This window comes from Bradyrhizobium sp. ISRA436 (assembly GCF_029910015.1).
Classification (GTDB): domain Bacteria; phylum Pseudomonadota; class Alphaproteobacteria; order Rhizobiales; family Xanthobacteraceae; genus Bradyrhizobium.
In genome coordinates, this window is the sequence record NZ_CP094519.1 from 1,614,388 (window position 1) to 1,639,922 (window position 25,535).

Sequence of the window (25,535 nt, forward strand, 5' to 3'; positions counted from 1 at the left end):
GTCAGAACTGGAATCTAGAGTCCCATTTCGATTCAATCGGAACGGAAAAGGCTCTAGCTGCGGGCAATGCGCCCGCTGTTGTGGGGCCCCGGTAAACTCCCTATGCTGTTTTGTTATAGCGTATGAACCTGCCTTCCAGGATTGGCAAGTATGGATTTCCGCCAGCTTAGGACCTTTGCATGCGTAGCGGAACTCGGGAGCCTGAGCAAAGCATCCGATACTTTGCGGGTCGCTCAGCCTGCGCTGAGCCGCCAGATCAAGCTGCTCGAGCACGAGCTGCGCACCGAATTGTTCACGCGCAACGGCCGCGGCATGGTGCTGACCGATGCCGGCCGGCTGCTGCTGGCGCGCACCAGCGGTATCGTGAGGCAGATCGATCAGATCCGAGACGACATCCAGTCCGCCGGCGGCGCGCCGTCGGGGCGCGTGGTGCTCGGGCTGGTGCCGACGGTGAGCTGCGTGCTGTCGGCGCGGCTGGCGCGGCGCACGATGGAGCGCTATCCCGGCATCTCGCTCTGCATCGTCGAGAGCTACAGCGGCCATCTGATCGAGTGGCTGCACCGCGGCGAGATGGACCTTGCCGTGATCTATGGCCCGTCGGTCGATCTGCATCTGGCGGTGCAAAGCCTCGGCCGTGACTCGATCGTCGCGGTCGGGCCGCCCGGCAGCGGGCTGAAGCAGAAGAAGCAGGTCGAGCTCGGCTGGCTGATGCGCCAGCGCCTGGTGCTGCCAAGTCATTCGCACGGGCTCCGCGCGCTGATCGAGCATGCGGCGGCGAAGAGGAAGCTCGATCTCGACGTCAGGCTTGAGGCGGATTCGTTCCGCGTGCTGACCAGCCTGGTCGAGGAGGGGCTCGGATACACGCTGTTGCCGCCGTCTTCGGTGCGCGGCGAGGTCGCCGACGGACGGCTCGAGACCGCGCCGATCGCACGGCCCGCGCCGCGGCGCGAGCTGACGCTGGCCTCGCCGGTCGAGCATCCCGGCTCGAACGCGATCACGCTGATCGCGAAGCTGTTGCGCGACGAGGTCGCCGCATGCCGCGCCGAAGGGCTCTGGGATATCCAGCTCACCTGAGCGCGTCTTTGGCATCAAGGCACCGCGAAGCCGAGATGGCCGCGGAAACGGTTCTTGAGATAGCTGCCGTCGCGCGGCGGCAGCGCGCGTTCGAGCTCGCCGGTCGCGATCCTGATCCGTGCCAGCCGCGGGCCGCCATTGAGGTCGTGCAGGCTCGCGCGGAAGCTTTCGATCCCGGCCATATCAGCGATCTCGGTGATATCAGCGATCCCCGCGCCGCGCGCGATCACGTCGAGCTTCGCCCCCAGGCCGGAATGGCTGAGCTGCATCCCGGTCTCGCCGTACTGGCCGTTGTCGAGCACGGCGATCGAAAGGTTGCCGGGTTGCTTGGCCGCGATTGTCAGCAGGCTGCCGATCCCCATCAGCTGCTCGCCGTCGCCGGTGACGACGAGCACGGGCCGCTTCGGCTGCGCCAAAGCGAGGCCGAGGCCGATCATCGCGGCGCCGCCCATCGCGCCCCAGAGATAGAAATTGCCGGGATGCTCGCCGGCAGCGAACACGTCGTAGGTCGAGGAGCCGAGCCCGGAGATCACGAGCAGGTCGCCGCGATCGGTAAGCAGGGCCTTCACGGCGGCGCGGCGATCGATTGTGCCGACAGCAGCAGACATCAGTGCGTCTCCTTCCACTTCTTGCGGCCGATCATCCGCTGCGAGATCAGCACCGCGACCTGCTGGTCGCCGTCAAACGCGAGCGATGCGGCGGCGGAGATCACCTCCTCGGCGTCGTCAGGGTTTTCCAGCCGCAGCACGGTGGCGCCCATGGCCTCGAGCGTCTGCGGCGTCGCCCTGCCCATGGGGATCTGCCAGGGATTGAACTCGGCCCACTCGCCGCGCATCGTCACCAGCGTCAGCAACGGAAAGCGGCAGCTTGCCATCAGCGACAGCATGTTGATGCAGTTGCCGACGCCGCTCGATTGCATCAAGAGCACCGCGCGCTCGCCGCCGAGCCAGGCGCCGGCAGCCAGCGCCACGCCTTCCTCCTCGGTGGTCAGCACCGTGGTCTTGATGTCGGCATCCGCGTGCGACAGTTTGATCAGCTTGGAATGCCCCGCATCGGGGACGTAGGACACCTGCGCTACGCCGAAATCCTTCAGTGTGCGGTAGATCGCAACCGGCCAGTCGGTGCCGGTCGCATTGTCGTGGTGAACGGCAATCTGGTCCATCATGGCCTCGGCTATGGGATGCGCAGTGGCGCGTCGTCACACCGAGAGGCTTAGGGCAGGCGCAGGCTTTATTCTCTTCGCATCTGGCTCGCGCAGCTATGCCGGAATTTTATAGCCCCACCGTTGCTAGATGCGCTTCGACTCAGCGACTTGGTCCAAGACCGGCCGCACGTCAGATACAGATAAGCGCTTCGCAGCAGAAACCGATCAGTTCGGAAGCGCAGTCAAGACAACGCGCTTCCACGCATTGGCTTTAAGGTCCGGACTCAATCAGGTCCACCAAATGATAGCGGCAGCAAGATTGACGGCCGAGAGGAAGTTTCTGGCGAGCTTGTCATAGCGGGTTGCAATGCGCCGCCAGTCCTTGAGCCTGCAAAACATGCGCTCGACGAGGTTGCGCCGCTTGTATGCGGCGCGGTCGAACGGATGGAAGCGTTTTCGGGTGGGATTGTTTGGGATGACCGGGGTTGTTCCCCGTTCGATGAGGAATTGCCGCAGTTCGTTCGCGTCATAGGCCGTGTCGGCCGCACAGCAACGCGGTGGTGGCAGAGAGCTGAGCAGGGGCAGCGCCGCGCGGATGTCACCACGCTGACCTGGCGTTACTTCGAGCGCGATGGCGCGTCCGAGACTGTCGCAGACGGCGTGGATCTTGGTGGTCCTGCCACCGCGGGAACGACCGATGGCCTGAGCCTCCGCCCCCCTTTTCCACCGGCCGCCGCACGGTGCGCCTTGGCGGTCGTGGAATCGATGGCCTGGAAGTCGTCATCGGGCGACAGGCCCCGAAGTGCTTCGAACAGATTGCGCCAGACCTCGCGCCGCGACCAGCGGTTCCAGCGATTGTAGACGGTCGTGTAAGGGCCGAACACTGCCGGGCAATCGCGCCAGCGGCAGCCGGACTTCAACACATGGATGATGCCACTGATCACGCGGCGATCATCGACTCGACGAGCGCCGGGCTGATTTTGCGGCAGCAAGGGCTCGATTGCTGCCCACTGCCGATCATTCAACCAAAACTCGCCCGCCATGATCCAAGCCCCGCAAATGCAGAGCTTGAATCATATCTCCACGTAAAATTATACATCTGATTGAGTACAAACCTTAGGGCGGGCACTCAATCTGAGTTGGACATTGCTGCTGCGCGACGTGGCGGCGAAACTTCTCACTGGCGGTGCGGCCATTGCTCGCAGGCAATGCCATCCCCGTCGCGATCGTGATGTTTCCAATAGCCGGGTCCTCCCCGTCTCGCGGGTGCCAAGCCGACCAGACGGGCGAACCCACAGTTCGGGACGGACGCTATATGCCGCATCATTGTCGTGACGGGCCAGGGGCTTGATACCAAGCCCCACACAATTGCGAAGGAAACCGCAACGGCAACGATCGCGATCGCCGCCTTCAAAACACTGCGCAGCTTGCTAGCACGATCAAGGCGCGCCGATACCGCGCGAAAACGACGCTGTAAGTCACGCAGCCGCCGTTCGGGGCCTGTGCCGGGACGAACGGGGTTGGGCTTTGGAAGGTGCGACACGGGCTAGCCTCGTCAGGCGAGCGATCAAGCTGCGGCCGGCCTGGAAAAATGAGTTAGAATAATATCCACGGAATCTTGTATCACGAGTTGAGCGACAAGGCGCCTACCTTGTAGCACGCGTCTTCGCTTTGGTCGGATTTGCAAAATGTCCAATAGGGGTTGACTGCTAGCCCGGGATCCGCACCGGCAAGTTCTCGATGCCGCGGACGAAGCTGGAATAGACCCGCTTCGGCTCGCCGACCACCTCGATGCGGTCGAAGCGCTTCAGCATCTCCTCCCAGACGATCCTGAGCTGCAGCTCGGCGAGGCGCATGCCGACGCAGCGATGGATGCCGAAGCCGAACGACAGATGGATGCGCGGCCGCGCGCGGTCGATGATGAACTCGTTGGGCCGGTCGATCACCTCGTCGTCGCGGTTGCCCGAGACGTACCACATCACGACGCGGTCGCCCTTCCTGATCCTCTTGCCGCCGATCTCGGCATCGACAAGCGCGGTGCGCCGCATATGCGCCAACGGCGTCTGCCAGCGGATCACCTCCGGCACCATGGTGTCGATCAGTGCCGGGTTTTCCTTCAGCTTGCGGAACTGATCCGGATGCTCGTGGAGTGCCAGCACCGATCCGCTCATGGTGTTGCGGGTGGTGTCGTTGCCGCCGACGATGAGCAGGATGATGTTGCCCATCAGATTGTCGGGATCCATATGCCGCGTGGCGTCGCTATGCGCCATCATCGACAACAGGTCGTTCTTCGGCGGCGCATTGACGCGCTCGTTCCACAGCCTGGAGAAATAGGCGTAGCATTCGTCCATCTCGCGGCGCCGCTGCTCCGGCGACTCCACGATGCCGCTCTTCGGCAGCGCGGTCGAGACGTCGGACCAGCGCGTCAGCTTGCGCCGTTCTTCCCAGGGGAAGTCGAACAGCGTTGCCAGCATCTGCGTGGTCAATTCGATCGAGACGCGGTCGACGAAGTTGAAGGTCTCGTTGCGCGGCAAATTGTCCAGCACGCTCGCCGAGCGCTGGCGGATCAGCTTCGCCAGCTCGTCCAGATGCGTCGGCGTGAACATCGGCGACACGGTCTTGCGCTGATGGGCATGCTTCGGCTGATCCATCGCGATGAAGCTCGGATAGTCGTAGCCCGGCGGCACGTCGCGGATCGAGATGCCGCCGAGCGTGGAGTCGGAGGAGAAGATGCCGTGGCTGGTGTCGACATGCATGATGTCGTTGTATTTGACGACCGACCAATAGGGCTCGATCGGCGCGTTGGTGCAGTAGTGCACCGGCTCTTCCTTGCGCAGCCGCTCGAACCACGGCCACAGCGTGTCGTTCTGGAACAGTCGTGGCGCGCCCGGATGGAAATCCTTCAGCGGCGTCGCATAGGCTTCCTCGCGCGCCTGACGCAGCAGCTCGGCTTTGTCTGCGTGGATTGGGGTCTGAACGTTCATCGCTGTTGATCCCGGTTGGCTCGGCAGACGTCACGCGGCAATGCGCACCGGCAGCGTCTCGTAGCCCTTGATGAAGCTGGAATACACCCGCTGCGGTTCCTCCACCAGCTCGATCGTGTCGAAGCGCTTGAGGATCTCCTCCCAGATGATCTTGAGCTGCAGCTCGGCAAGCCGCAGGCCGACGCAGCGATGGATGCCGAAGCCGAACGAGATGTGGGTGCGCGGCCGCGCGCGCTCGATGTCGAACTCGTAAGGCCGCTCGATCGCCTCCTCGTCGCGGTTGCCCGAGACGTACCACATCACGACCTTGTCGCCCTTCCTGATCTGCCGGCCGCGGAATTCGTAATCGGCGAGTGCGGTGCGCCGCATGTGGGCGAGCGGGGTCTGCCAGCGGATCACCTCGGGCACGAACGAGTCGATCAGCGCCGGGTTCTCCTTCAGCTTGCGGTACTGATCGGGATGCTTGTTCAGCGCATAGATGCTGCCCGACAGTGTGTTGCGCGTGGTGTCGTTGCCGCCGACGATCAAGAGGATCAGATTGCCGAGGAAGTTCTTCGGGTCCATGTTCCGCGTGGCGTCGCTGTGCGCCATCATCGAGAGCAGATCGCTCTTCGGCGGCTGATTGCTCCGCTCCTTCCAGAGATGCGCAAAATAGCTGGCGCATTCCAACAGCTCGGCCTGCCGCTCGTCCTCTGTGGCGACGAGGCCGCCGGCGCCGGGCAGGGTGGTCGCAACATCGGACCAGCGCGTCAGCTTGCGGCGGTCTTCCCAGGGGAAGTCGAACAGCACCGCGAGCATCTGCGTGGTCAGTTCGATCGAGACCTTGTCGACCCAGTCGAACACCTCGCCGCGCGGCAGATTGTCGAGGCATTCGGTCGAGCGCTTGCGGATGTTGATCGCGAGCTCGTCGAGATGGGTCGGCGTGAACATCGGCGCCACGGTCTTGCGCTGCGCCGAGTGGCGCGGCTGGTCCATCGCGATGAAGCTCTCGCGGCGCAGGTCGGGCGGCACGTCGCGGATGGTGATGCCGCCGAGAGCTGCTGCCGAGGAGAACACCGAATGGTTGGTCTCGATGTCCATGATGTCGTTGTACCTGGTGATCGACCAGTACGGCCCGAACATCGAGTCCTTGCAGTAGTGCACCGGGTCTTCCTTGCGCAGCCGGTCGAAATACGGCCAGAAGGTATCGGTCTTGAACAGTTCGGGATGGCCGGGATCGTAGTCTGACAGGGAAAGTGTTTGAGCGCGCTCGCGCGCGGCATCCAGGTTCACGTCTTTGACGAGATCGATGGTCCCGTGCATGGGCGGCTCCTCAAAGGTTCGCGCCGGGGCATTGCCGGCGCGGTGATGTTTTACCGAATTACATTCCCATTCTGACGTTTAGGCAAGAGCTCTCGACGCGCATTTGGCCGCATTGTCGACGGCTGAGGATAAGGGACTGATCACGGCCCGTTTTGTGGTTCGTACGAAGAAAGCGCGTCAAAACAAAAAGCTAGCGCCGGTTTTGATGCAAGCGGAGGGCAAGGTCCGCAAATCCCGGACGCGATCTGCAGGACGAAGCGACAGAGCGAGATCCGCTGCATGGCGACCGCGAGCTGTTCGCGAACACGGTGTGAGGAGGGCAAGCGACAGACGATGGCGGATGTGACATCGCGACGGCATCAACAACGCCATCGCGGCTGTCGATTTCACGTTCCAGGCAACCCCCCGTTGATGCAAAGCTTTCGCCGCAGTGCCGAAGCCATGCCGCGCTCTCGACGTTCTATGAAACCTGGATCACACTCGGTGCGACTAACCTGTGCTTTTGATCCGCAGAGATTGTCCCGCCTGGAGCTGATCCGTGAACGACATGAGCTGGACCCCGATTGGGCCGCCACAACCGGAGCCGATTCCGCCGCCGATGCCGGTGGCGTTCTCCGGGAAGCGGAGGGAGTTCTTCCATTTGATCGTCCGCGGCGCCGGGCTCGAGCTCGTCACCGTCGGCTTCTACCGGTTCTGGCTCGCGACCGACATCCGCCGCCATCTCTGGTCCAACACGCTGGTCGACGGCGACGGGGCGGAATATACCGGCCGCGGCAAGGAGCTCCTGATCGGCTTCCTGATCGCGCTCGCGATCCTGGTGCCGGTCTATCTCGCCTATTTCCTCGCGGGTCTCGAGGCCGAGCATGTCAAGGCGTTCGCCTCGCTGCCGCTGGTTGCCTTCTTCTATGTCTTCGGCCAGTTCGCGATCTACCGCGCGCGGCGCTATCGGCTGACCCGCACGGTGTGGCGCGGTGTCGGGTTCTGGATGAGCGGCTCGGGCTGGATCTACGCGCTCAAGGCCTCGCTGTGGGGGCTTCTGGTCATGATCACGCTCGGCCTTGCGCTGCCGTGGCGCGAGGCGGCGCTCGAGCGCTACAAGATGCGCCATTCCTATTACGGCGATTTGCAGAGCAGCTTCGAAGGCAGCGGCTGGGAGTTCTTCAAGCGTGGCTGGTGGCTGTGGCTGCTGACGCCGTTTGCGCTGTATCTGGTGATCTTTGCACCGTTTGTCTACGGCGCGTTCAAGGCGGTCGAGTGGCGCTGGTGGTTGTCGGGCATCCGCTTCGGCGAGGTCAGGCTGGAATCCACCCTGCGGCGCAGTGCGCTGATCGGGCTGTACTGGAAGGTGATCGGCTGGATCATGCTGCTCGGCGTCGCATTCTCGGCCTATCTGGTGCTGTGCGCGTTCCTGGTCGCCAGCATGGATGGCTCCTCGATCGAGGATTTCTTCAAGACCGAGGCATTCGCCAAGAGCATTCCGCTGATCGCCTTCGCCGGCATCGGCTACCTGGCCTTCGCGCTGGCGATGAATGTGGTGATGCGGGTCTATCTGCTGCGCGATCTCTGGGTCCGCGTGCTGTCGTCGACGATCGTGCACAATGTCGAGGCGGCGGCCAATGTCACGGCGCGCGGCGGGCTCGCCAACGCGCTCGGCGAAGGCTTCGCCGACGGCCTCGATGTCGCGGGCTTCTGACCATGACGATGAACGATGACGCAACCGGCGCCGCGCGGCCCCCGCAGGGGGTCACGGCGATCTATTTCGACGGGACGTCGAGCAAGCGGCATAGCGTGATGCTGCGGCTCGGCGATGCGCTCGAGCTGGTCGCAGACGGCGCGGTACTCGCGACCTGGGCCTTTGGCGACATCCGCCGTGCCGACAGCCCGTCGGGCTTGTTGCGGCTGAGCTGCCTTGCCGCGCCGGCGCGGCTCGAGATCCGCGATCCGCAGCTCGCCGCCGAGCTCGTCGCGCGCTGCGGCCGGCTGGAGGAGAACCTGCCGAACCGCAAGGGCGTCGCCGCGATCGTCGGCTGGTCGCTCGCGGCCGCGGCGTCGATCGTGCTGGTGGTGCTGTTCGGCGTACCGCGCGCCGCCGAAAGGCTGACGCCGCTGGTGCCGGATTCCTTCGAGCGGCGGCTTGGCGACGTCGCGGACGCGCAGGTCGAGGTGATGTTCAAGGCCAAGCATTGCGACAATGCCGAGGGCCAGGCCGCGTTCGAGAAGCTGGTCGGCGCGCTCAGGCAGTCCGCCGGCCTCGACAATGCTGTGCAGTCCGCCGTGCTGGCGACGTCGGTCCCCAACGCTTTCGCGCTACCCGGCGGCAAGGTCTACCTGTTCGAGGGATTGCTGGCGAAGGCCGAGAACGCGGACGAGGTCGCCGGTGTGCTGGCCCACGAGCTCGGCCATGTCAGGCATCGCGACAGCATGCGCGAACTGATCCACAATGGTGGCACCTCGTTCCTGATCGGGCTGTTGTTCGGCGACATCTCCGGCTCCGGCGCGCTGATCTTCACCTCGCGCACGCTGGTGACGTCATCCTATTCGCGCGACGCCGAGAGCAATGCCGACACCTTCGCGATCGAGACCATGCACCGGCTCGGCCGTCCGGCGCAGCCGATGGGCGAATTGATGCTGCGCGTCACCGGCAAGGAAGGCGGCAAGGGGCTGTCGCTCGTTTCGAATCATCCGCTCACCGAGGACCGCCTCGCGCGCATGAGCAAGGCGGACGGCGGCGCCGCGGTCACCGGCGCGCCGCTGCTGTCGGCGACCGAATGGCAGGCACTGAAGGGGATTTGCCGGGCGGGGAAGGTGTGAGGCCAGGGTTTGAGATCGAGGATCGAGGCCAAGCATTGAGGCCAAGCATTTCGAGACCGGCTGTTGGAGGAGCCCCATGCCGCGTGATGCCGGATACTGGTTTCCCGCCAAGCGCTACGGCTGGGGTTGGGGGCTCCCGATCACCTGGCAAGGTTGGGCGGTCTTCGTAGCCTTCCTGGTTCTCATTGCCATCGGGGCCGTGTTGATACCTCGGCACTCGCCGCCGGGCTTCATTACCTATGTTCTGGTGTTGAGCGGCCTGCTCTTCGGCGTGTGCTGGTGGAAGGGCGAGCCGCCGCGATGGCGATGGGGCGGTGAATAGGCAGCGCCGCCACGCCACGCATTGCGTGACGCGCAGCCCCGGCAAAAGGAACGAGGCCGCGCGTCAATCCCGTACGGCTGGCTCGTGGTCCGACGCGCCTACTTCATCAGTCGGAATTTGCCGCCTTCCACTTTGATGAGGAACGCCGACCGTTCGTCGTAGCCATTGTGGTCGGTCGCGCTCATGGTCGAGAGGCCGTTGTTGAGGTAGACGTCCTTGCCGCGCTCCAGCTCGTCGCGCAGCGCGGCGCGAAACTCCGGCGTGCCGGGTTTTGCCACTTTCAATGCGTTTGGCACCGCCCGCTTCAACAGGGCGATGGCGTCCCACAGATGCGCGCCGAAGATGTTCGGCTTCTGTCCGTTCACCTTCTCATAGGACGAGACGAACGCGTCACGCACCTGCCGGAACGGATCGTTCGCCGGCAGATCGTCGGCGATGGTGAAGGCCTCGCCGGTAAACACCGCGCCCTCGACATTGGCGCCGCCGAGCTTGATGAATTCCTCCGACGCGACGCCGTGGGTCTGGAAGATCTTGCCGGCATAGCCGCGCCCGCGCAGCGCCTCCTGCGGCAGCACGGCGGGCGTGCCGGCGGATGCGATGAACACGGCCTCCGGGTTGGTCGCGATCACCTTCAGCGCCTGGCCGGTGGCGCTGGTGTCGGCGCGCGCGTAGACCTCATGCGTCGTGACGGTCAAGCCCAGCGTCGGTGCGAGCCGGCTGATCTCCTTGTAGTAGCCTTCGCCATAGCCGTCCGATACGCCGATATAGCCGAGCGTCTTGATCCCGGATTTCGCGATGTGCTTGAGGATCGCTCCGGCCATCAGGTCGTCGTTAGGCACCACCTTGAACGCCCATCTGCGGCGGTCGTCGATCGGCTGCACGATCGCGGTTGCAGCCGCGAGCGAGATGATCGGCGTCCTGGATTCCAGCGCGACGTCGAGCATCGGCATGGTCACGGGCGTCAGCGAGGAGCCGATCAGGATGTCGACGCCGTCCTGGATGACGAGGCGCCGGGCGTTCTGCGTCCCCTTGGTGGGGTCCGATTCGTCGTCGAGCGCGATGTAGACGACCTTCTCGCCGTCGATCTCCTTCGGCAGCGCCGCGATCGTCCGCATCTGCGGCTGGCCGAGTGCCGAGCCAGGTCCGGACGCCGAGACCACGATCCCGACCTTGATGTCCGCGTTGGCATCCGGGGCCATCAGAACCGAGCCGGCGAAAATCCAAAGTGCGGCAAGAGCCAGCTTCATTGCAAATACCTCCCTGGAAAGCTCTTTTTATGATGTGTAACCGACGATAGCCGGAACACGGTCGGCTTTCGCATCATATTGATTGTGGACCATGTGTCTGTCCCCCTGATTGGGGACATCGAGCAACTGCGAAGGACGGTGGCAGTCGGGGCGAAGGTGCTCGACGCCCGAGCACTTGAAGAATGGATGACGCGCAGCCTGCGCGGGCACCGGTACCGCTTTCACGGCCTAGCGCAGGACCCACCGGCATGCCAATGTAACGTTGTGCCAAACCCGCAGGAGGTCAGCATGCGAACGAACATAGTGGGAGCACTTTGCGCCATCGCGATGGTCGCGAGCGCAAACGCAGCGGTCAAGGAAGAGCCGGTCACCTATACGGACGGCGAGACCACGATGAAGGGCTTCGTCGTCTACGATGACGCGACCCAGGTCAAGCGGCCCGGCATCGTGATGGTGCACGAATGGTGGGGCATCTCCAAGCATATGCATAACGAGGCGCGGAAGTTCGCAGAGCAGGGCTACACAGCCTTCATTGCCGACATGTATGGCGACGCCAAGACCGCCGACAACCCGAAGGACGCCAGCGCGCTCTCGGGGGCAGTGATGAAGAACCCGAAGGCGATGGAGTCGCGCTTCAACGCGGCGCGCGAGCAACTCGCCAAGCAGGCCTCGGTCAATCCCCAGCGGATCGGCGCCGTTGGCTACTGCTTCGGCGGCGCGGTGGTGCTGAACATGGCGCGCGCCGGCGCTGATCTCGCCGCCGTTGCGGGCTTTCACGCATCACTCGGTCTCAACACCCCCGCGCCGGCGCCGGGAACGGTCAAGGCGAAAATCCTCATTCTGAACGGCGCGGACGACCCCTTCGTGAAGCGCGAGCAGTACGATGCGCTCAAGAAGGATTTCGACGCAGCGAAAGCCGACTACCGGATCATCGAGTATCCCGGCGCCGTGCACGCGTTCACGAACCCCGAGGCCACCGAACTCGGCAAGAAGTTCAACCTGCCGCTCAGATACGACGCCAAGGCTGATCAGGAATCGAAGGCCGAAGCTGCCAAGTTCTTTGCCGCCGACCTCAAGAAATAAACAAAAGGGCCACCCACGTGGTGGCCTTTTCCATCTGTGGCTGGTTGAGGCGCGAGATAGGTAGGGCCGCAGCTTCGCTCTTGGCACGCTGCGGTGGACGAGATCGGCTACGCGATCCGGAATGCCTGCCCGAAGACGGGCGAAATCGGCGCCGGCGACGGTAACCTTTTCGCCGCCGGATCGAACTGTTCATAAGCGTTGCTTGCAGGCACTCGCGGTCGGATATAATGCCGCGCCATCCGTCGAACCGCGGCGGCGATAGAGGGTATCAGAAGGTCGCATCGACGATGAATGCCTTTCGCTACCTCGCCTTCGCCGTCTCGGCGGCCAGCGCCGCCGCGATGATCTATGTCGGGCTCTATCAGAGCCGCCTGGTGGGTCGCCTGATCTGCCCATTCTTCGGCCGTGAGTGCGAGGGGGTCGCTGACGCCCCCTTTGCGCGTCCCTTCGGAATTCCCGACGGTTATATCGGCGCCGTCCTCTACATCACGATCCTTGTGCTGTTGATCGTGCCGCCCGCCCGCTGGATCTGGATCGCATTGCTCGCCCTTGCCGGCGTGGCGACTGTGGCGAACGTCCTCGGCCTCCGCGACATGATGAACTTCGGCGGTTATTGCTTCTATTGCTTGACGACCGCGGTACTGTCTCCGGTGCTGCTTTGGTCGGTCTGGAAGCTCGGGTGAGATGCAGGAGTCGAGTATGGATACCAAAAGCCCTGCCGCGTCCGGCCGCGAGGTGGCTCTGGATGGACCCGACGACCGCCGGCGCGCCGACTCGGACTACGTGTTCCACGAACTCACCCGCAGCATCTGTCCCTCGTGCAAGGCCGTGATCGACGCCAAGATCCTGTTTCGCGACAACAAGGTCTACATGAGCAAGCGCTGCCCGCAATGCGGACCGTTCATGTCGCTTGTGTACGACGATGCGCAGGCCTACTTGTCGTTCGCACGTTACAACAAGCCGGGCACGATACCTCTCGCTTACGGCACGTCTCGCGATCGGGGTTGCCCGCACGATTGCGGCCTTTGCCCGGACCACGAACAGCACGCCTGCCTCGGCATCGTCGAGGTCAACAGCGCGTGCGACATGGATTGCCCGCTTTGTTTCGCGGACGCGGCGCCCGGCTTCAGTCTGAGCATGGAGGAAGTCGAGCAGATGCTCGACGACTACGTCCGGACTGAGGGGCGCCCCGAGGTCGTGCAGTTCTCGGGCGGCGAACCGACGATGCATCCTCGGATCATCGACTTCGTCCGGGCCGCGCACGCCCGCGATATCCGCTTCGTGATGATCAACACCAACGGCAAGCGCATCGCTCGCGACGATGGGTTCCTGAAGCAACTTGAGCAGGTGCGGCCTTCGCTGTACTTCCAGTTCGACGGTTTCGAACGCGAGACCTATCGGGTGATCCGCGGCGAGCCCGACCTTCTTGAAGAGAAGCTCTTCGCCCTGGACCGCCTCGCCGAAATCGGCCTGGACGTGACCATCGTTCCGGCGATCGAACGCGGCGTTAACGAACATGAGATCGGGCGGATCGTCGAATTCGCGATTGAGCATCCGGCCGTTCGTGGCATCACATTCCAACCGGCGTTTCATGCAGGCCGGCACTTCTCTCACGACCCGATGAAGCGGATGACGATCCCCGAGATCGTGCGGCTGATCGAGCAACAGACCGGCGGCAAGTTCGTGGCCTCGGATTTCGTGCCGGTGCCGTGCTGCTTTCCCACGTGCAATTCCGTGACCTACGCCTTCATCGAGGGAGACAAGGTCACCCCCTTGCCGCGCATCGTCGATGTCGGCGATTACCTCGACTACATCACGAACCGCATCGTTCCGGATTTCAGCCGAGAGGTCAGGGCCGCGCTGGAAGGCCTCTGGTCCTCGTCCTCCGTGGCCGGCTCAGATGCGGCACAGCGCCAGGTCGCGATCTCATGCCAGGCTTGCGAGCTTCCGGACGGTCTGGCGATCAAGAGCATCGCGAAGAGCATGATCATGATCATGTTGCAGGATTTTATGGATCCCTGGACCTTCAACCAGAAGAACCTCATGAAATGTTGCAAGGAGTTCTTGCTGCCGGGCGGCAAGCAGATCCCGTTCTGCGCCTACAATTCGGTCGGCTACCGGGAGCAGGCGCGCGAGCAGCTCAACGCCATGGAGCCGGAACGGCGGCAGGCCAGGAGGGAGGGGCGGCCCTACGAACCGAAGCCTGTCATCTTCGAATTCGGAGACCGACGGGCTCGATGAGAGAGACCAAGCCGATGCGCGCGGACGACCCCGAAGCTTCGCCGACGATCATCAAGCGGTGCTGCGCAGCCGCCTATGACCATGACGCCGTGAGGATCCTGGCCGGCGATCAGCTTCACCCCGGCGGCGCCCGGCTTACGGAGCGACTGGGCCGGATCCTGAACCTGGGACCGGGCACGCGCGTCCTGGATGTCGCCGCAGGTCAGGGCACCAGCGCGCTGGAGCTGGCTGCGCGCTTCGGGTGCCAAGTGGTCGGCCTCGACTCCGGGCGCAGAAACGTAGAATCGGCGCGACATCAGGCCGCGGAACGAGGGCTCGCCGACAGGGTCGCGTTCTACTGCGGCGACGCCGAGAGGCTGCCGTTCGCCGACGGGCAGTTCGACGCGATCGTCTGCGAGTGCGCGTTGTGCATGTTTCCGGACAAGCCGGCTGCGGTCGCGGAATTCTCCCGCGTGCTGAGACCGGGCGGGTGGGTCGGTCTGAGCGACTTGACGCGCCGAGGCCCCCTGGCTGGCGAACTCGAGGGGTTCGCGGCCTGGATCGCCTGCGTCGCGGATGCGCGGCGCATCGAGGACTATCTCGCGCTGCTCGCCGGTGCCGGCCTGATCGTGGGCATCACGGAAGAACACGACCATGCACTGATCGAATTCGTCGAGCGGATCCGCTCACGGCTCTTCGCGGCGGAAATCATGGTCGGATTGAAGAAGGTCGAATTGCCGGGCGTCGACCTGTCGATCGTCAAGGACATCGTGCGGCACGCTCTTGCCGCGGCGAAGGCGGGCAAGCTCGGCTATGCGATCGTGACGGCCAAGAAGGGCGGTTAGAGCGCGAACGGCACGTTTCCGCCGTTGGCGCCGTCCAAGCGAGCTTCGGCCCTGCTTTCCAGGCGTCCGATGTTCTAAATTTGGCACCCGAACGTAACATCGAGCCAGGTTCGAGCGAACTTGTGTTCGGGATTCCGAGCCCGATCGGCGTTGTCCGCTGCCCGCGCCGCGAACACCACACGCAACAGCTAACTGGATATTCAAATGAATAGTCACTTCAATCGACGCCTCGTGGTCCTGGCGGCCGCCGCCGGATTGCTCCTTACCTCGGTCGAGAACGGGTTCTCGGCGTCGCCCTTAAAGGTGACGTTCATGACGCATGCGGCCTTCTTCTCGGCCGAGACCAAGCAACCGAAGGCCATCGATCCGCAAGTCTTCGTCGAAGACGCCTCCGCGCAAGCGGCCACCGGCCCGCAGGGCATCAGGCATGATGCCGGGGTCCGCCCGGCCCTGATCGACCAGGACGCCAAGACGTCCAAGCTGTTCAGCGCTGATCACAGGCCGCTCGGTTTCGATCTGCAGTCCTGGCTCTCGGCCAGCGGCACCGTCACGATCGCTGATCAGGACGGCAAAGTGACTCTCGAGGCGACTTTCAAGGGATTGCAGCCGAACGCGAGCTACAGTCTGTTCGAAAACCACTTCGACACGACACCGATCTCCTTCACTCCGGTTGACGGGACCGGAAAGACAAACAGCTTCACGACCAAACCGGATGGCAGTGCGAGCGTTTCGGTGACGATGCCCAGCATGCCGACGCACGCCAACGCCGTCCTTCTGATCTACAACAGCGGCGGCCAGCCACACGGTCTCGAACGTGGCCGGATCGGCATCGACGCCCACCATCAACTGATTGCGCGTCCGGAGTAGTCCATGCGCTTCGTGGGGTGGCCGCCACCTCGATCCATCACCGCGGATCGTGCTCCCCTCCGCTAGACGTTCTTCGCCACCTTCCGCGAGCGTGACGGGCCGGCGCCCGCGATCGTGGGCTTGATATCCCACAGCGCCCGCACGACGGTGAAGGCGCGCGCGATCGCGGGTTCCTGGCGCCGTGCGGCGAGGCAGGCGAAGCTCAAGTCGCAGGTGAGCTTCACCTTGTCGGCGACCACGAACTTGTGTGGGCGCGACAGTCGCGGCGCGAGCACGCTGTCGCGCGCGAGGCTGAGGCAGATGCCTGACTCGACGAAGTCGATCATCGCCTCTTCCTGATCGGTATAGGCGACACGTTTCGGCAATGCGCCGAGCGGGCGGAAGATGTCGTCGAGCAGCCGGCGGTGGCCGGAATGCGTCGGTGTCGCGAGCCAGGGCAGGCGAGCGAGCTCCGCCCAGTCCCTGCCCATCACCCGGTCGCTCCAGCCGATCGGCGCGATGACGCGGTAGTCGTAGCAGAGCAGCGGCGCCAGCTGGTAGCGTCCATCGGCGATGGTGCGCTCGGCGAACCTGTGGCGTGCGATCTGGTCCGCCGGCGTCGCGTCGACATAGTAGCCGACGTCGAGCTCGCTGCGGCCGATCTGCGCCAGCACGTCGTCGCTCACGCCATGGCGCAAGAACACCTCGGTCCGCTGCGCCGAGGTGGCGAGGGTGCGCACGAACGGTCCGAGCCTGGTGAATTCGGCATCGAGGATAGTGCCGACGCGGAGCGTTCCGCGCTGGGTCTCCTTCAGCGAGTCCGCCGTCGCCTTGAAGTCGGAGGCCGCAGCCACGGCCTTGTGCGCCAGGGGCAGCAGCGCGACGCCGGCTTCCGTCAGGGTGAAGCCGCCCGGGGTGCGGTTGAAAAGCTGCAGGCCGGTGCTTTCCTCCAGCGCCTTCAGTTGCAGGCTGACGGCCGGCTGGGTCAGCTTCAGCACCGACGCCGCGCGCGACACGGTGCCTTCACGGGCAACAGTGATGAAGCAGCGCAAGGCCTGGGTGCGGGGGAGCTCGCTCATTTGGCGGGTTTATAGCACACTTCCAGCGATATATCCGACCGGAACCGGGCGTTAAGGTCGCAGATTGTTGAAAACGAAACCTGAAGTGGTCAGGCCCGGCATGCGATCACCCCCTCGGTGCGTGCGCGAACCTCCGGCGAGGCGAGGCAGGTCGCGACCGCCTCGTAGCCGGGGGCGCCGGCAACGGGCGTGACGCAGGTCGGCAGGCTGTGATTGGCGGGGCAGAGGATGATCGCCTCGTCCGCGCCGACCGCGTCGAGATCCAGGATCGCGTTGGACCGCGTGAGGAGGAACAGCGGCCGCGCGCATGGCCCGCGGCGGCGCAGATAGGCGATCAGGGCCTCCTGGGTGGGCGCGTCGAGCCCCTGTTCCAGCAAGTCGATCACGAGGATCGCAGGGCCGTCCGCCAGCAACATGGCGAGCAGGGCGGTCAGTGCCGGCGATGCCGCGGCGCCGTCATCCGCGAGCGCGGCCAGGATCTCGTCGACCTTCGCCTTCAGGGCCGCGTCGGCATCGAGGCGCGCGGCAATTGCGGCACCGCCGTCTGCCGCACGGTCCAGTCCCACGAAAGCGGCATCGGGCAGCGCTTCGGCCAGACGCTGCGCGAAGCGTGTCTTGCCGCTGCCGAGCGGCCCGACGATGTAGTTCAGCAGCCTGATGTCGCGCAGCTCGAAGCGTTCGCCGCCCCACGGCCACGGCAGATCGAACGCAATGCTGACGGCCGGCCGCGGCCTGACCGCGCCAATGACGTCGCGGGTGGCCGGCAGCTTGCCGCGGCCAAGCTCGGCGCGCAGGCGGCGAACCTTGACGATGCTGCTGCCGGATTGACGAATGCGCTCCTCCAGCGCGGCCTCGTGCGCGGTCAGCACGCGGGTGAGGATGTCGGCATCGCCGTTCAGGATCCGCGCCACCTCGCTGATGCTGAGACCGAGCGCGCGCAACTCGACGATCTCGGTGCAGCGGGCGATCTCGGCCGGACCATAGGCGCGCCATCCCGCCGGCGTGCGGTGAGGCGCGATCAGGCCGCGCTCCTCGTAGAGGCGCAGCGCCTTTGCGGAAATGCCGAGCTGCCTCGCAGCTTCGGACGGGCTCAGGAATCTTGCGGCAGCATTCATCGAATCACCTCGCATCGTCTGACCGCTGCCCTTATGGAGGCAGCCGCAGGGGCAAGGTCAAGCGGAGAGGGACGCCGTCCCCAATCCGGCGTGAGAGGCGGCGGTTTGCTGTGTTCGTCTCTCCACGTCCTTTCGTGACGCAAGCAGCGCGAGCCCGGATTGACGGTAAGGTGAGCACACTGTTCAGGCTCCCTCCCCCCTTGCGGGGGAGGGGCGGGGAGAGGGGTAAGCCGCGGATTGAGTTGTTCGATGAGCGCATTGCTCTCGCAATTTTGTTTGCTTGTCGTCGTAGCGATACGGAGACCGCACGTCGTGTGGCACCCCTCTCCCTAACCCTCTCCCGCAAGGGGAGAGGGAACCCTTCCGCCGGTGCGTCCCTGACTTGCCAATCACTGAGTTGCCCGACGTGGCAAGCCCTCGCAGCAAAAATATTTCTGTTTATCGGAATTGTAACTCAGTGTATGAATGGCCTGTCTCACCCGCTTGAGGGGCGCTTCGCGATCGTCACGAGTGCTGGGTCGAGATGCGGTGGACGCCGATTGCGCAACTGACGAGTGCGCGTGAGGCGGACGGTGAAGTCGTACAGGCCTGACGCCCTAGGCAGTGTGGACTCTAAGGATTCCCTTTTGAGAGCAAATCAGATTCAAGTCTGCTTTTGGGGAGGCAGTCTTGGGTGTGATGGATCGTTTGGTATTGAGCGACGCGGCCTGGGAGCGCATGGCGCCGCTGATCATCGGCCGGCCCGACCAGAAGGGCTCGACCGGGCGAGACAACCGGATGTTCGTGGAAGGTGTGCTTTGGATCGTGCGCACGGGCTCTCCCTGGCGTGATCTTCCGGAGGTGTTCGGGGACTGGAACAGTGTGTTCCGGCGCTTCAGCCGATGGAGCGCCAAGGGTGTTTGGTGGCGGATCTTCGAGGCGATGTCCGATGATCCGGACTTCGAATACCTGATCGTCGATTCCACCATCGTCCGGGCGCATCAGCACGCCGCCGGCGCGAAAAAAGGGGGCCTGAAGATCAGGCGCTTGGCCGCTCGCGCGGCGGCCTGAGCACGAAGATCCATATGGCCGTTCGCGGCTTGGGATGTCCTGTCCGGTTCACGCTCACCGCAGGCCAGAAGGGCGATGCACCGCAAGCCGCTGCGTTAATCGAGGGACTGCCTGCCGAGGTCGTCATCGCCGACACGGCCTATGACGCCGATCATTTGCGCAAACACATCGCCGCCAAAAACGCGCTCGCCGTCATCCCCAACAACCCGTCACGCGCGCTCAAATATCCGCTCGACAAGCATCTCTATGCCCAGCGCCATCTCGTGGAATGCTGCTTCTCCAAACTCAAGCAGTTCCGTCGCGTCGCTACCCGCTTCGAAAAAACCGCCCGAAATTACCGAGCCGTCGTCACTCTCGCTGCCATCGTCCTATGGATGCGATAAGTGTCCACACTGCCTAGTGGCAGGTGTCTCATCAGCAGGAGAGTCAAATTCTCTCGCTGGTGACGGTGACAACAAAGCCCAGTCTCGCCGGGGAGAGCACGTATAAGCCGTAAAACCATCGCGCAGGGAAAGCCGGGATTGCTCCGGTTTCACCTGTGGTCCTACCCCGGTGCTTTTTTTGTTGCACCGGGCCCATGGGTGCGATCGGCACCCGGCTTTCCCTGCGCCCTCTGCTCGATGAGAGGGCGAAACGAGAGGCAAAGCTCGGACGCAGCGCGCCGCGAGAACGCGAAGCCATACCCTCATCAACTGTCATTGCCCGCGAAAGCGGGCGATCCAGTATTCCAGAGTGTCAGTGATTGAACCGGGAAGCGCGGCGTACTGGATACGCCGCATGTGCGGGGCATGACAGCGCGCTGTTTGAAATGTGAACTCGGAGCTGTCCCCGTCATTGCGAGGCGCGTAGCGCCGCGGCAATCCATTGTCGCGGCAAGTTGCGGAATGGATTGCTTCGCTTCGCGCGCAATGACGGCTACAATTGCGAGCGGCAGCAGATGGAGGCGCAATGACCGAGCAACAAGGGCGCCGTTCTCGACGCGAGATCGTTGCGGCGATCGTCGCGATCCCCACGACGATGTTATGCCGAACCGCCGCAGCCTCCGACAAGATGACCAAGCCGCAAGTCGCCTATCAGGACACGCCGAACGGCATCTACTCCTGCGGCCTGTGCACACTGTTCGTGGCGCCGAATGCTTGCAAGGTGATCGAAGGCGAGATCAGCAAGGACGGCTGGTGCAAGGCCTTCGCGACGGTGGATTGATCTCACCCGTCCAGGGGAGGATCAGACTAGAGCTCCCGCGCGTTCGAGAACGCGAACGACGACACCCGCCGCGTGGTTTCGTCCAGGATCAGGCTGCGCGTGATCGGCGGCTCGGCGCGCTGGCTGCAGTTCTCGCGCTCGCAGAGCCGGCAGTTGACGCCGATCGGCGTGCCCTCGACCTTCTCAAGATCCATGCCGGCGGCGTAGACGAGCTTCGACGCGTGGCGGATTTCGCATCCCAATCCGATCGCAAAGCGCGGCTGCGGCTGCGGATAGGGGGCGACCGGCCGGCGCACCATCTGCGCGATCGAGAAATAGCGCGTGCCGTCGGGCAATTCGATCACCTGGCTCAGCAGGCGGTCGGGCATGTCGAAGGTCGAATGCACGTTCCAGAGCGGGCAGGTGCCGCCGAATTTCGAAAACGGGAAGGTGCCCGAGGAGAAGCGCTTCGAGACATTGCCGGCATTGTCGACGCGCAGCATGAAGAACGGCACGCCGCGCGCGTTCGGCCGCTGCAAGGTGGTGAGGCGGTGGCAGACCTGCTCGAAACCGGCGTTGAAGCGCTGCGCCAGCACATGGACGTCGTAGCTGAGCGCCTCGGCCGCGGAATGGAATGCCTGGTAGGGCATCATCGCGGCGGCCGCGAAATAATTGGCGAGCGTGATGCGGTAGAGCCTGCGCGCGGTGTCGTCGAGCGGGCCGGCGCGGCCGACGATCGCATCGATGCTCGCGCCGCATTCGGCAAAGCCGAGCTGCAGCGCGAGCTGGAAGCTGCGGCCCGGGCCGTCGACGAGCTCGGAGATCAAGAGCTGCCGGCGATGGCGATCGAAGCGGCGCAACGTCTCGCGCATCACGTCGACCGGCATGATGCGGGTGACGATCGAATGCTTCTCGCGCAGGCGCGCGGTGAGCGCGGCGAACAGGTCTTCGGCCGGCACGTTGATCTCGTCGCGCAGGTTTTCCGCCGCGGTCTCGAGCTCCGGAAAATAATTGCGGTTGGCCTCGATCAGGTCGCGGATGCGCTCGATCGGGTTGGCCTCGAACTGCGAGCCCTCGCGGTCGGCCATCTGCGCGGCGACCAGCGTCTCGCCGCGGCGCGCCTCGGTGTAGGCGGCATAGAGCCGCTGCAGCGCATGCGTCACGCCGGGGCAGAGCTCGGCGAGGTCGCGCAGTTCCTGCTTCGGCAGGTCGATCTGGCGGAACAGGGGGTCGGAGAAGATCTCGTTAAGTTCCGCGAAGAAGCGATCCTCGTCGGCGGTGGCGAGGTCGCGCAGGTCGAGGTCGTAGGTCTCGGCCAGCCGCAGCAGGATCTGCGCCGTGACCGGACGCTGATTGCGCTCGATCAGGTTGATGTAGGAGGGCGAAATGCCGAGCCCCTCGGCGATCTGGGTCTGCGACAGCCCGAGTTGCTGGCGGATCCGCCGGAAGCGGGGGCCGACGAAGAGTTTCTTGCCGGACTCAGCGGGCATCAACGGCTCCCGGGCTGTGGGGGTGAACTCGGATCACCTCGCCCCGCTTGCGGGGAGAGGTCGGATCGCATCGCCTGATGCGATCCGGGTGAGGGGGTACAGGTCCATCCGCGTTTATCGCTCGCGGATGGGGGCCCCTCACCCCAACCCTCACAGGGCGAGCTTCGCTTGTCCCGGCCCCGTAAGAACGGGGAGAGGGAGAAAAGAGCGCATGCATGACAGCCTTCCTGAACCTTATTGTGACAAAATTTACAAATCGACATTTATTACAAGTTCATATGTTACATGACATCACCATTCAAAAACAAGGAGTCTATACGAACTTCTTCTTTTCGCGTTTATCTCCTGAGACGCGTTTCGCAATGCACTGTCAAGAATGTCGATTGGAGAGGACAGATGGCGAAGACCTTTGAACAGCTGGTCCCGAGTGCGCCGAAGGGCCGTTTCGACGGCATCCAGCGTCCCTACACACCGGCTGAGGTGGAGAAGCTGCGTGGCTCCTTCCCGATCGCCTATACGCTCGCGGAGCGCGCCGCCAATCGTCTGTGGGATTCGCTGCACACGATGCCCTATGTGCACTCGCTCGGCGCCGTGACCGGCAACCAGGCGATGCAGCAGGCCCGCGCCGGTCTGCCGGCGATCTATCTCTCAGGCTGGCAGGTGGCGGCCGACGCCAACACCGCGGGCGCGATGTATCCGGATCAGAGCCTCTATCCGGCCAATGCCGGCCCTGAGCTCTGCCGCCGCATCAACCGCGCGCTGCAGCGTGCCGACCAGATCGAGCACGCGGAAGGCGGCGCCAAGATCGACTGGTTCCTGCCGATCGTCGCGGACGCGGAAGCGGGCTTCGGCGGTCCGTTGAACTCGTTCGAGATCATGAAGGCCTATATCGAGGCGGGCGCGGCCGGCGTTCACTTCGAGGATCAACTCGCCTCGGAGAAGAAGTGCGGCCACATGGGCGGCAAGGTGCTGATCCCGACCGCGGCGCATGAGCGCAACCTGATCGCTGCGCGTCTCGCCGCCGACGTCTGCGGCACGCCGACCTTCGTGATGGCGCGCACCGATGCCGAGAGCGCGAAGCTGATCACCTCCGACATCGACGAGCGCGATCGCGAGTTCATCACCGGTGAGCGGACCGCGGAAGGTTTCTATCGCCTGAAGCCCGGCACGGGCGTCGATCACTGCATCAAGCGCGGGCTGTCGTTCGCCAAATATGCCGACCTGTTGTGGTGGGAAACCTCGACGCCCAATCTCGACGACGCCAAGCGCTTCGCGGAAGCGGTGCGCACGGAGTATCCGAACAAGATGCTGGCCTATAACTGCTCGCCGTCGTTCAACTGGGAAGCCAACATCGACAAGGATACGATCGCCAAGTTCCAGCGCGAGATCGGCGCGATGGGCTACAAATTCCAGTTCGTGACGCTGGCGGGCTTTCACTCGCTCAATCACGGCATGTTCGAGCTGGCCCGCGGCTACAAGACCGAAGGCATGGCGGCGTATTCCCGCCTGCAGCAGGCCGAGTTCGCCTCGGAGAAGCACGGCTACTCGGCTACGCGCCACCAGCGCGAGGTCGGCACCGGCTACTTCGACCTGGTCTCGACCACCATCTCCGGTGGCCAGTCCTCGACCACGGCGCTTCACGATTCGACCGAGGCCGCGCAGTTCAAGTCGCACGGTTCTGACATCACCGTTCAGGCGGCCGAGTAAAGACGGCCGGATTTTTGTGAGGAGACTGACAATGACCAAAGGCAGCAATTTCTGGGTGATCGGCGGCGAGTTCGGCTCGATGAACTTCCACAAGCTGGTGGAAGGCTCCGCCCAGGTCAAAGGCCCGTTCAAGACCCGCAAGGAAGCAGAGGACTGCTGGCGCGAGGTCTCCGAAGAGCATCGCCACAAGGCCGGCGTGCGCTTCTCGATCGTCGAGGAGCCGTCGCGGGTCTCGGCCTGACGGCCGCCTCATCCAATCAAGAAACGTCCAAGGACGGCGGCCCCATCCGGTTCATCCGGGTGGGGTTGTCCGCTTTCGGGACAGCTGCCCTTGGGTTTGGTCTGGGGATAAGTGGCTGCGTAACCCCTTGGGAATAAACAGCCTTTGCGGACGGCATGGTTGCTGGTAGGTTAACGGTTACGAAAACTCGTCACCATGAGGCCGCGAGGCATGTCTGACCTCCAGAACACCGGCAATGAGGCGCGCGAGCTGCGGCCGACGCTGCGTGAGGCCTTGCGGCGGGCGCGAATCGAGGCGGCCGACCGTACCGGCGTCGTGGTCGAGTTGCGCGATGCCGAGGTGGCGCGGCTCGAGATTCTCAACGACGCGCTCGATCCGCTGTTCGCCCAGGTGCCGGAGAAGGTCGACCTGTTCGACCGCGGCATCAGCCAGGGCGAGACGCCGCGGTTGTGGATCGATGTCGTCGCGCACATCCTGATGGGCCGCGACAAGCGTATCTACCGCTTCGTGCAGGATACGAGGTTCGGCCGCATCGTGCTCGCCGAATCGCACGACGTGCCCGCGATCGTCGATGCCGTCACCGACTATGTGGCGCGGCGCCTGATCGAGCGCGAGCACGCGATGGTCGCAACGCCGCTTCCGGTTGCCGAACCGCCGGCGCAGCCGCCGCCCCTGCCGGCGCCGAAGCGGCGCGGCAGGTTCGGCGTGTTCGTGCTCGGCTTCATCATCGGCGCGCTCACACTGTTCGGTTTCGCGCTGTTCTCGAGCCTGCGCGACTTCTAGATCAGCCGCGCGGTCGAGAGTTCCACGACACGCCGCTCGCCGTCGAGGCCGCGCACGGTCTGCTCGCAGCGCCACGCATTGCCGTTGCGCTCGATCGAAAACAGGTTGTAGGCCGCGGCCGGATAGTGCGCGCGCGCCAGCGCCGATGCCGAGGGCACGCCGATCGCCGGGATCTTCCAGTCGGGACCGTCAAACCACATCGTCGAATGGATGTGGTCGTGGCCGTGCAGGACCAGCTCGACGCCGTGCCGCTTGAGCAGCGCCAGCAGCTGATGCGAGTCGGTCAAACGCTTCGCGCGTCCGTCGGAGTGCAGCGGGTGATGCACCAGCAGGACGCGGAAGGCATCGTCCCTCGACAGTTGCGCGAGGATCGTGTCCAGCGCGGCAAGCTGCGGGTGGCCGAGCCAGCCGGTCGCCATCAGCGGTGGCGTCGGCACCGCCGAGGAGACGCCGATCAGCGCCAGCGGCCCGCGCCGGCGCACGAAGGGGAAGCTCACCGGTACGTCGGCGGTATCGCCGCGAAGGTAGTCGCTGAAGATGTGGGCGAAGCGGTGCCGGGTCGCGCGCACATAGGCGTCGTGGTTGCCGGGGACCACGGTCACGTCGGCGGGGCGGCCGACGCCCTCGAGCCATTCCCGCGCCGGATTGAACTCGGCGTCCAGCGCCAGGTTGACAAGGTCGCCGGTCACGGCGACATGGTCCGGCTGCTGCGCCTGCATGTCCGACACCAGCGTGTCGAGCACGTCGCGGCGGTGGTATTTGTGACGGTTACGTGTCCAGTTGAGATAGCCGAAGACGCGCTTGCCGGCGAGATCGCGCAGCCGTGCCGCCGGCAATGGCGGCAGATGCGGGTCGGACAGGTGCGCGAGCCGGAACGCCGCCATCATTCGGTCCCGTTCGGATTGCCTGTAAAAGGTGGCCGGCAACCGGTCATGTCGTGCTATCCCGAAAATCCTGCTCTGTATTGGCAAGCGGACCGCGTCCGCGCAAGGATCAAACACCATGATGTC

Annotated in this window: 24 protein-coding genes and 1 pseudogene; 14 read left to right on the forward strand and 11 right to left on the reverse strand. The window is 64.3% G+C overall.

What is annotated here, in order from left to right; translation table 11 throughout:
* Nucleotides 1–150 precede the first annotated feature (150 nt).
* Complete coding sequence (locus MTX23_RS07705) at nt 151–1,074, forward strand: LysR substrate-binding domain-containing protein (protein ID WP_280976016.1); 924 nt, start codon at nt 151–153, stop codon at nt 1,072–1,074.
* A 14-nt stretch (nt 1,075–1,088) separates the two neighbouring features.
* Here the strand turns inward: MTX23_RS07705 and MTX23_RS07710 are convergent, their stop codons facing one another.
* The 6 genes from MTX23_RS07710 to MTX23_RS07735 all read right to left on the reverse strand — a co-directional run bounded on the left by MTX23_RS07710 (nt 1,089) and on the right by MTX23_RS07735 (nt 6,504).
* Entirely contained in the window at nt 1,089–1,682 is a 594-nt protein-coding gene (locus MTX23_RS07710) for a thiamine pyrophosphate-dependent enzyme (RefSeq protein ID WP_280976017.1), read from the reverse strand.
* Nucleotides 1,682–2,239, reverse strand: a complete 558-nt coding sequence (locus MTX23_RS07715; protein WP_280976018.1) for a thiamine pyrophosphate-binding protein — start codon at nt 2,237–2,239, stop codon at nt 1,682–1,684. The genes MTX23_RS07710 and MTX23_RS07715 overlap by 1 nt, the downstream gene beginning before the upstream one ends.
* Nucleotides 2,240–2,506: 267 nt before the next feature.
* Nucleotides 2,507–3,261 (reverse strand): IS5 family transposase gene (locus MTX23_RS07720; RefSeq protein WP_280972604.1). Its coding sequence is split into 2 segments (ribosomal slippage): nt 2,507–2,928 and nt 2,928–3,261, totalling 756 coding nucleotides; the frame shifts between segments, so codons are not numbered across the junction.
* 134 nt (nt 3,262–3,395) lie between these two features.
* Nucleotides 3,396–3,545: an excalibur calcium-binding domain-containing protein gene (locus MTX23_RS07725; RefSeq protein ID WP_348637567.1), complete on the reverse strand. Its 150-nt coding sequence runs from the start codon at nt 3,543–3,545 to the stop codon at nt 3,396–3,398.
* A 382-nt stretch (nt 3,546–3,927) separates the two neighbouring features.
* A complete protein-coding gene (locus MTX23_RS07730) occupies nt 3,928–5,202 on the reverse strand; it encodes a cytochrome P450 (RefSeq protein ID WP_280976019.1) in 1,275 nt (424 codons plus the stop codon).
* Between the two features lie 30 nt (nt 5,203–5,232).
* Complete coding sequence (locus tag MTX23_RS07735) at nt 5,233–6,504, reverse strand: cytochrome P450 (protein ID WP_280976020.1); 1,272 nt, start codon at nt 6,502–6,504, stop codon at nt 5,233–5,235.
* Between the two features lie 547 nt (nt 6,505–7,051).
* On the opposite strand from MTX23_RS07735, the gene MTX23_RS07740 reads away from it, so the two are divergent.
* The 3 genes from MTX23_RS07740 (at nt 7,052) to MTX23_RS07750 (ending at nt 9,637) form a co-directional block, all read left to right on the forward strand.
* Nucleotides 7,052–8,197 (forward strand): DUF898 family protein, encoded by a 1,146-nt coding sequence (locus tag MTX23_RS07740; protein ID WP_280977997.1) that lies wholly within the window; start codon nt 7,052–7,054, stop codon nt 8,195–8,197.
* Nucleotides 8,198–8,205: 8 nt separating this feature from the next.
* Nucleotides 8,206–9,315, forward strand: a complete 1,110-nt coding sequence (locus MTX23_RS07745; RefSeq protein ID WP_280977998.1) for a M48 family metallopeptidase — start codon at nt 8,206–8,208, stop codon at nt 9,313–9,315.
* Between the two features lie 76 nt (nt 9,316–9,391).
* Nucleotides 9,392–9,637 carry a hypothetical protein gene (locus MTX23_RS07750; protein ID WP_280976021.1) on the forward strand — a complete coding sequence of 82 codons (246 nt, stop codon included), beginning with the start codon at nt 9,392–9,394 and terminating at the stop codon, nt 9,635–9,637.
* A 98-nt stretch (nt 9,638–9,735) separates the two neighbouring features.
* Here MTX23_RS07750 and MTX23_RS07755 read toward each other — a convergent pair whose 3' ends face one another.
* Complete coding sequence (locus MTX23_RS07755; protein ID WP_280976022.1) at nt 9,736–10,884, reverse strand: ABC transporter substrate-binding protein; 1,149 nt, start codon at nt 10,882–10,884, stop codon at nt 9,736–9,738.
* A gap of 288 nt (nt 10,885–11,172) precedes the next feature.
* Here MTX23_RS07755 and MTX23_RS07760 point away from each other — a divergent pair, with 288 nt between their 5' ends.
* From MTX23_RS07760 to MTX23_RS07780, 5 genes are all read left to right on the forward strand, one after another.
* Complete coding sequence (locus MTX23_RS07760) at nt 11,173–11,967, forward strand: dienelactone hydrolase family protein (RefSeq protein ID WP_280976023.1); 795 nt, start codon at nt 11,173–11,175, stop codon at nt 11,965–11,967.
* A 287-nt stretch (nt 11,968–12,254) separates the two neighbouring features.
* Nucleotides 12,255–12,650 (forward strand): vitamin K epoxide reductase family protein, encoded by a 396-nt coding sequence (locus tag MTX23_RS07765; protein WP_280976024.1) that lies wholly within the window; start codon nt 12,255–12,257, stop codon nt 12,648–12,650.
* A gap of 16 nt (nt 12,651–12,666) precedes the next feature.
* Nucleotides 12,667–14,208 (forward strand): radical SAM protein, encoded by a 1,542-nt coding sequence (locus MTX23_RS07770; protein WP_280976025.1) that lies wholly within the window; start codon nt 12,667–12,669, stop codon nt 14,206–14,208.
* Between the two features lie 14 nt (nt 14,209–14,222).
* On the forward strand, nt 14,223–15,032 hold the full coding sequence (locus MTX23_RS07775) for a class I SAM-dependent methyltransferase (protein WP_280976026.1): 810 nt from the start codon (nt 14,223–14,225) through the stop codon (nt 15,030–15,032).
* A gap of 204 nt (nt 15,033–15,236) precedes the next feature.
* Entirely contained in the window at nt 15,237–15,899 is a 663-nt protein-coding gene (locus MTX23_RS07780) for a hypothetical protein (protein WP_280976027.1), read from the forward strand.
* Nucleotides 15,900–15,961: 62 nt separating this feature from the next.
* On the opposite strand, the gene MTX23_RS07785 is transcribed toward MTX23_RS07780, so the two are convergent.
* Both MTX23_RS07785 and MTX23_RS07790 read right to left on the reverse strand, forming a co-directional pair.
* Entirely contained in the window at nt 15,962–16,957 is a 996-nt protein-coding gene (locus MTX23_RS07785) for a LysR family transcriptional regulator (protein ID WP_280976028.1), read from the reverse strand.
* An 89-nt stretch (nt 16,958–17,046) separates the two neighbouring features.
* Complete coding sequence (locus MTX23_RS07790) at nt 17,047–18,072, reverse strand: MerR family transcriptional regulator (RefSeq protein WP_280976029.1); 1,026 nt, start codon at nt 18,070–18,072, stop codon at nt 17,047–17,049.
* Nucleotides 18,073–18,789: 717 nt separating this feature from the next.
* Between MTX23_RS07790 and MTX23_RS07795 the strand changes: the two are divergent.
* Both MTX23_RS07795 and MTX23_RS07800 read left to right on the forward strand, forming a co-directional pair.
* A pseudogene (locus tag MTX23_RS07795) lies at nt 18,790–19,505 on the forward strand (IS5 family transposase).
* Between the two features lie 565 nt (nt 19,506–20,070).
* The gene (locus MTX23_RS07800; RefSeq protein WP_280976030.1) at nt 20,071–20,325 is read left to right on the forward strand and encodes a hypothetical protein; all 255 of its coding nucleotides are present in this window, start codon (nt 20,071–20,073) and stop codon (nt 20,323–20,325) included.
* Nucleotides 20,326–20,351: 26 nt separating this feature from the next.
* Here MTX23_RS07800 and MTX23_RS07805 read toward each other — a convergent pair whose 3' ends face one another.
* Entirely contained in the window at nt 20,352–21,794 is a 1,443-nt protein-coding gene (locus MTX23_RS07805) for a short-chain fatty acyl-CoA regulator family protein (protein ID WP_280976031.1), read from the reverse strand.
* 396 nt (nt 21,795–22,190) lie between these two features.
* On the opposite strand from MTX23_RS07805, the gene aceA reads away from it, so the two are divergent.
* From aceA to MTX23_RS07820, 3 genes are all read left to right on the forward strand, one after another.
* Nucleotides 22,191–23,501 (forward strand): isocitrate lyase, encoded by a 1,311-nt coding sequence (gene aceA, locus MTX23_RS07810; protein WP_280976032.1) that lies wholly within the window; start codon nt 22,191–22,193, stop codon nt 23,499–23,501.
* Between the two features lie 31 nt (nt 23,502–23,532).
* Nucleotides 23,533–23,742, forward strand: a complete 210-nt coding sequence (locus tag MTX23_RS07815) for a hypothetical protein (RefSeq protein ID WP_280976033.1) — start codon at nt 23,533–23,535, stop codon at nt 23,740–23,742.
* Nucleotides 23,743–23,952: 210 nt separating this feature from the next.
* Nucleotides 23,953–24,525: a hypothetical protein gene (locus MTX23_RS07820; protein ID WP_280976035.1), complete on the forward strand. Its 573-nt coding sequence runs from the start codon at nt 23,953–23,955 to the stop codon at nt 24,523–24,525.
* Here MTX23_RS07820 and MTX23_RS07825 read toward each other — a convergent pair.
* Entirely contained in the window at nt 24,522–25,409 is an 888-nt protein-coding gene (locus MTX23_RS07825) for a metallophosphoesterase (RefSeq protein ID WP_280976036.1), read from the reverse strand. The two genes, MTX23_RS07820 and MTX23_RS07825, sit on opposite strands and share 4 nt — an antisense overlap.
* Nucleotides 25,410–25,535 lie beyond the last annotated feature (126 nt).

Bases quoted from the DNA above. Each gene is read 5' to 3' on its own strand.
- MTX23_RS07705 (WP_280976016.1), top strand. From the start codon at position 151: ATGGATTTCCGCCAGCTTAGGACCTTTGCATGCGTAGCGGAACTCGGG.
- MTX23_RS07710 (WP_280976017.1), bottom strand. From the start codon at position 1,682: ATGTCTGCTGCTGTCGGCACAATCGATCGCCGCGCCGCCGTGAAGGCC.
- MTX23_RS07715 (WP_280976018.1), bottom strand. From the start codon at position 2,239: ATGATGGACCAGATTGCCGTTCACCACGACAATGCGACCGGCACCGAC.
- MTX23_RS07725 (WP_348637567.1), bottom strand. From the start codon at position 3,545: ATGATGCGGCATATAGCGTCCGTCCCGAACTGTGGGTTCGCCCGTCTG.
- MTX23_RS07730 (WP_280976019.1), bottom strand. From the start codon at position 5,202: ATGAACGTTCAGACCCCAATCCACGCAGACAAAGCCGAGCTGCTGCGT.
- MTX23_RS07735 (WP_280976020.1), bottom strand. From the start codon at position 6,504: ATGCACGGGACCATCGATCTCGTCAAAGACGTGAACCTGGATGCCGCG.
- MTX23_RS07740 (WP_280977997.1), top strand. From the start codon at position 7,052: ATGAGCTGGACCCCGATTGGGCCGCCACAACCGGAGCCGATTCCGCCG.
- MTX23_RS07745 (WP_280977998.1), top strand. From the start codon at position 8,206: ATGAACGATGACGCAACCGGCGCCGCGCGGCCCCCGCAGGGGGTCACG.
- MTX23_RS07750 (WP_280976021.1), top strand. From the start codon at position 9,392: ATGCCGCGTGATGCCGGATACTGGTTTCCCGCCAAGCGCTACGGCTGG.
- MTX23_RS07755 (WP_280976022.1), bottom strand. From the start codon at position 10,884: ATGAAGCTGGCTCTTGCCGCACTTTGGATTTTCGCCGGCTCGGTTCTG.
- MTX23_RS07760 (WP_280976023.1), top strand. From the start codon at position 11,173: ATGCGAACGAACATAGTGGGAGCACTTTGCGCCATCGCGATGGTCGCG.
- MTX23_RS07765 (WP_280976024.1), top strand. From the start codon at position 12,255: ATGAATGCCTTTCGCTACCTCGCCTTCGCCGTCTCGGCGGCCAGCGCC.
- MTX23_RS07770 (WP_280976025.1), top strand. From the start codon at position 12,667: ATGGATACCAAAAGCCCTGCCGCGTCCGGCCGCGAGGTGGCTCTGGAT.
- MTX23_RS07775 (WP_280976026.1), top strand. From the start codon at position 14,223: ATGCGCGCGGACGACCCCGAAGCTTCGCCGACGATCATCAAGCGGTGC.
- MTX23_RS07780 (WP_280976027.1), top strand. From the start codon at position 15,237: ATGAATAGTCACTTCAATCGACGCCTCGTGGTCCTGGCGGCCGCCGCC.
- MTX23_RS07785 (WP_280976028.1), bottom strand. From the start codon at position 16,957: ATGAGCGAGCTCCCCCGCACCCAGGCCTTGCGCTGCTTCATCACTGTT.
- MTX23_RS07790 (WP_280976029.1), bottom strand. From the start codon at position 18,072: ATGAATGCTGCCGCAAGATTCCTGAGCCCGTCCGAAGCTGCGAGGCAG.
- MTX23_RS07800 (WP_280976030.1), top strand. From the start codon at position 20,071: ATGACCGAGCAACAAGGGCGCCGTTCTCGACGCGAGATCGTTGCGGCG.
- MTX23_RS07805 (WP_280976031.1), bottom strand. From the start codon at position 21,794: ATGCCCGCTGAGTCCGGCAAGAAACTCTTCGTCGGCCCCCGCTTCCGG.
- aceA (WP_280976032.1), top strand. From the start codon at position 22,191: ATGGCGAAGACCTTTGAACAGCTGGTCCCGAGTGCGCCGAAGGGCCGT.
- MTX23_RS07815 (WP_280976033.1), top strand. From the start codon at position 23,533: ATGACCAAAGGCAGCAATTTCTGGGTGATCGGCGGCGAGTTCGGCTCG.
- MTX23_RS07820 (WP_280976035.1), top strand. From the start codon at position 23,953: ATGTCTGACCTCCAGAACACCGGCAATGAGGCGCGCGAGCTGCGGCCG.
- MTX23_RS07825 (WP_280976036.1), bottom strand. From the start codon at position 25,409: ATGGCGGCGTTCCGGCTCGCGCACCTGTCCGACCCGCATCTGCCGCCA.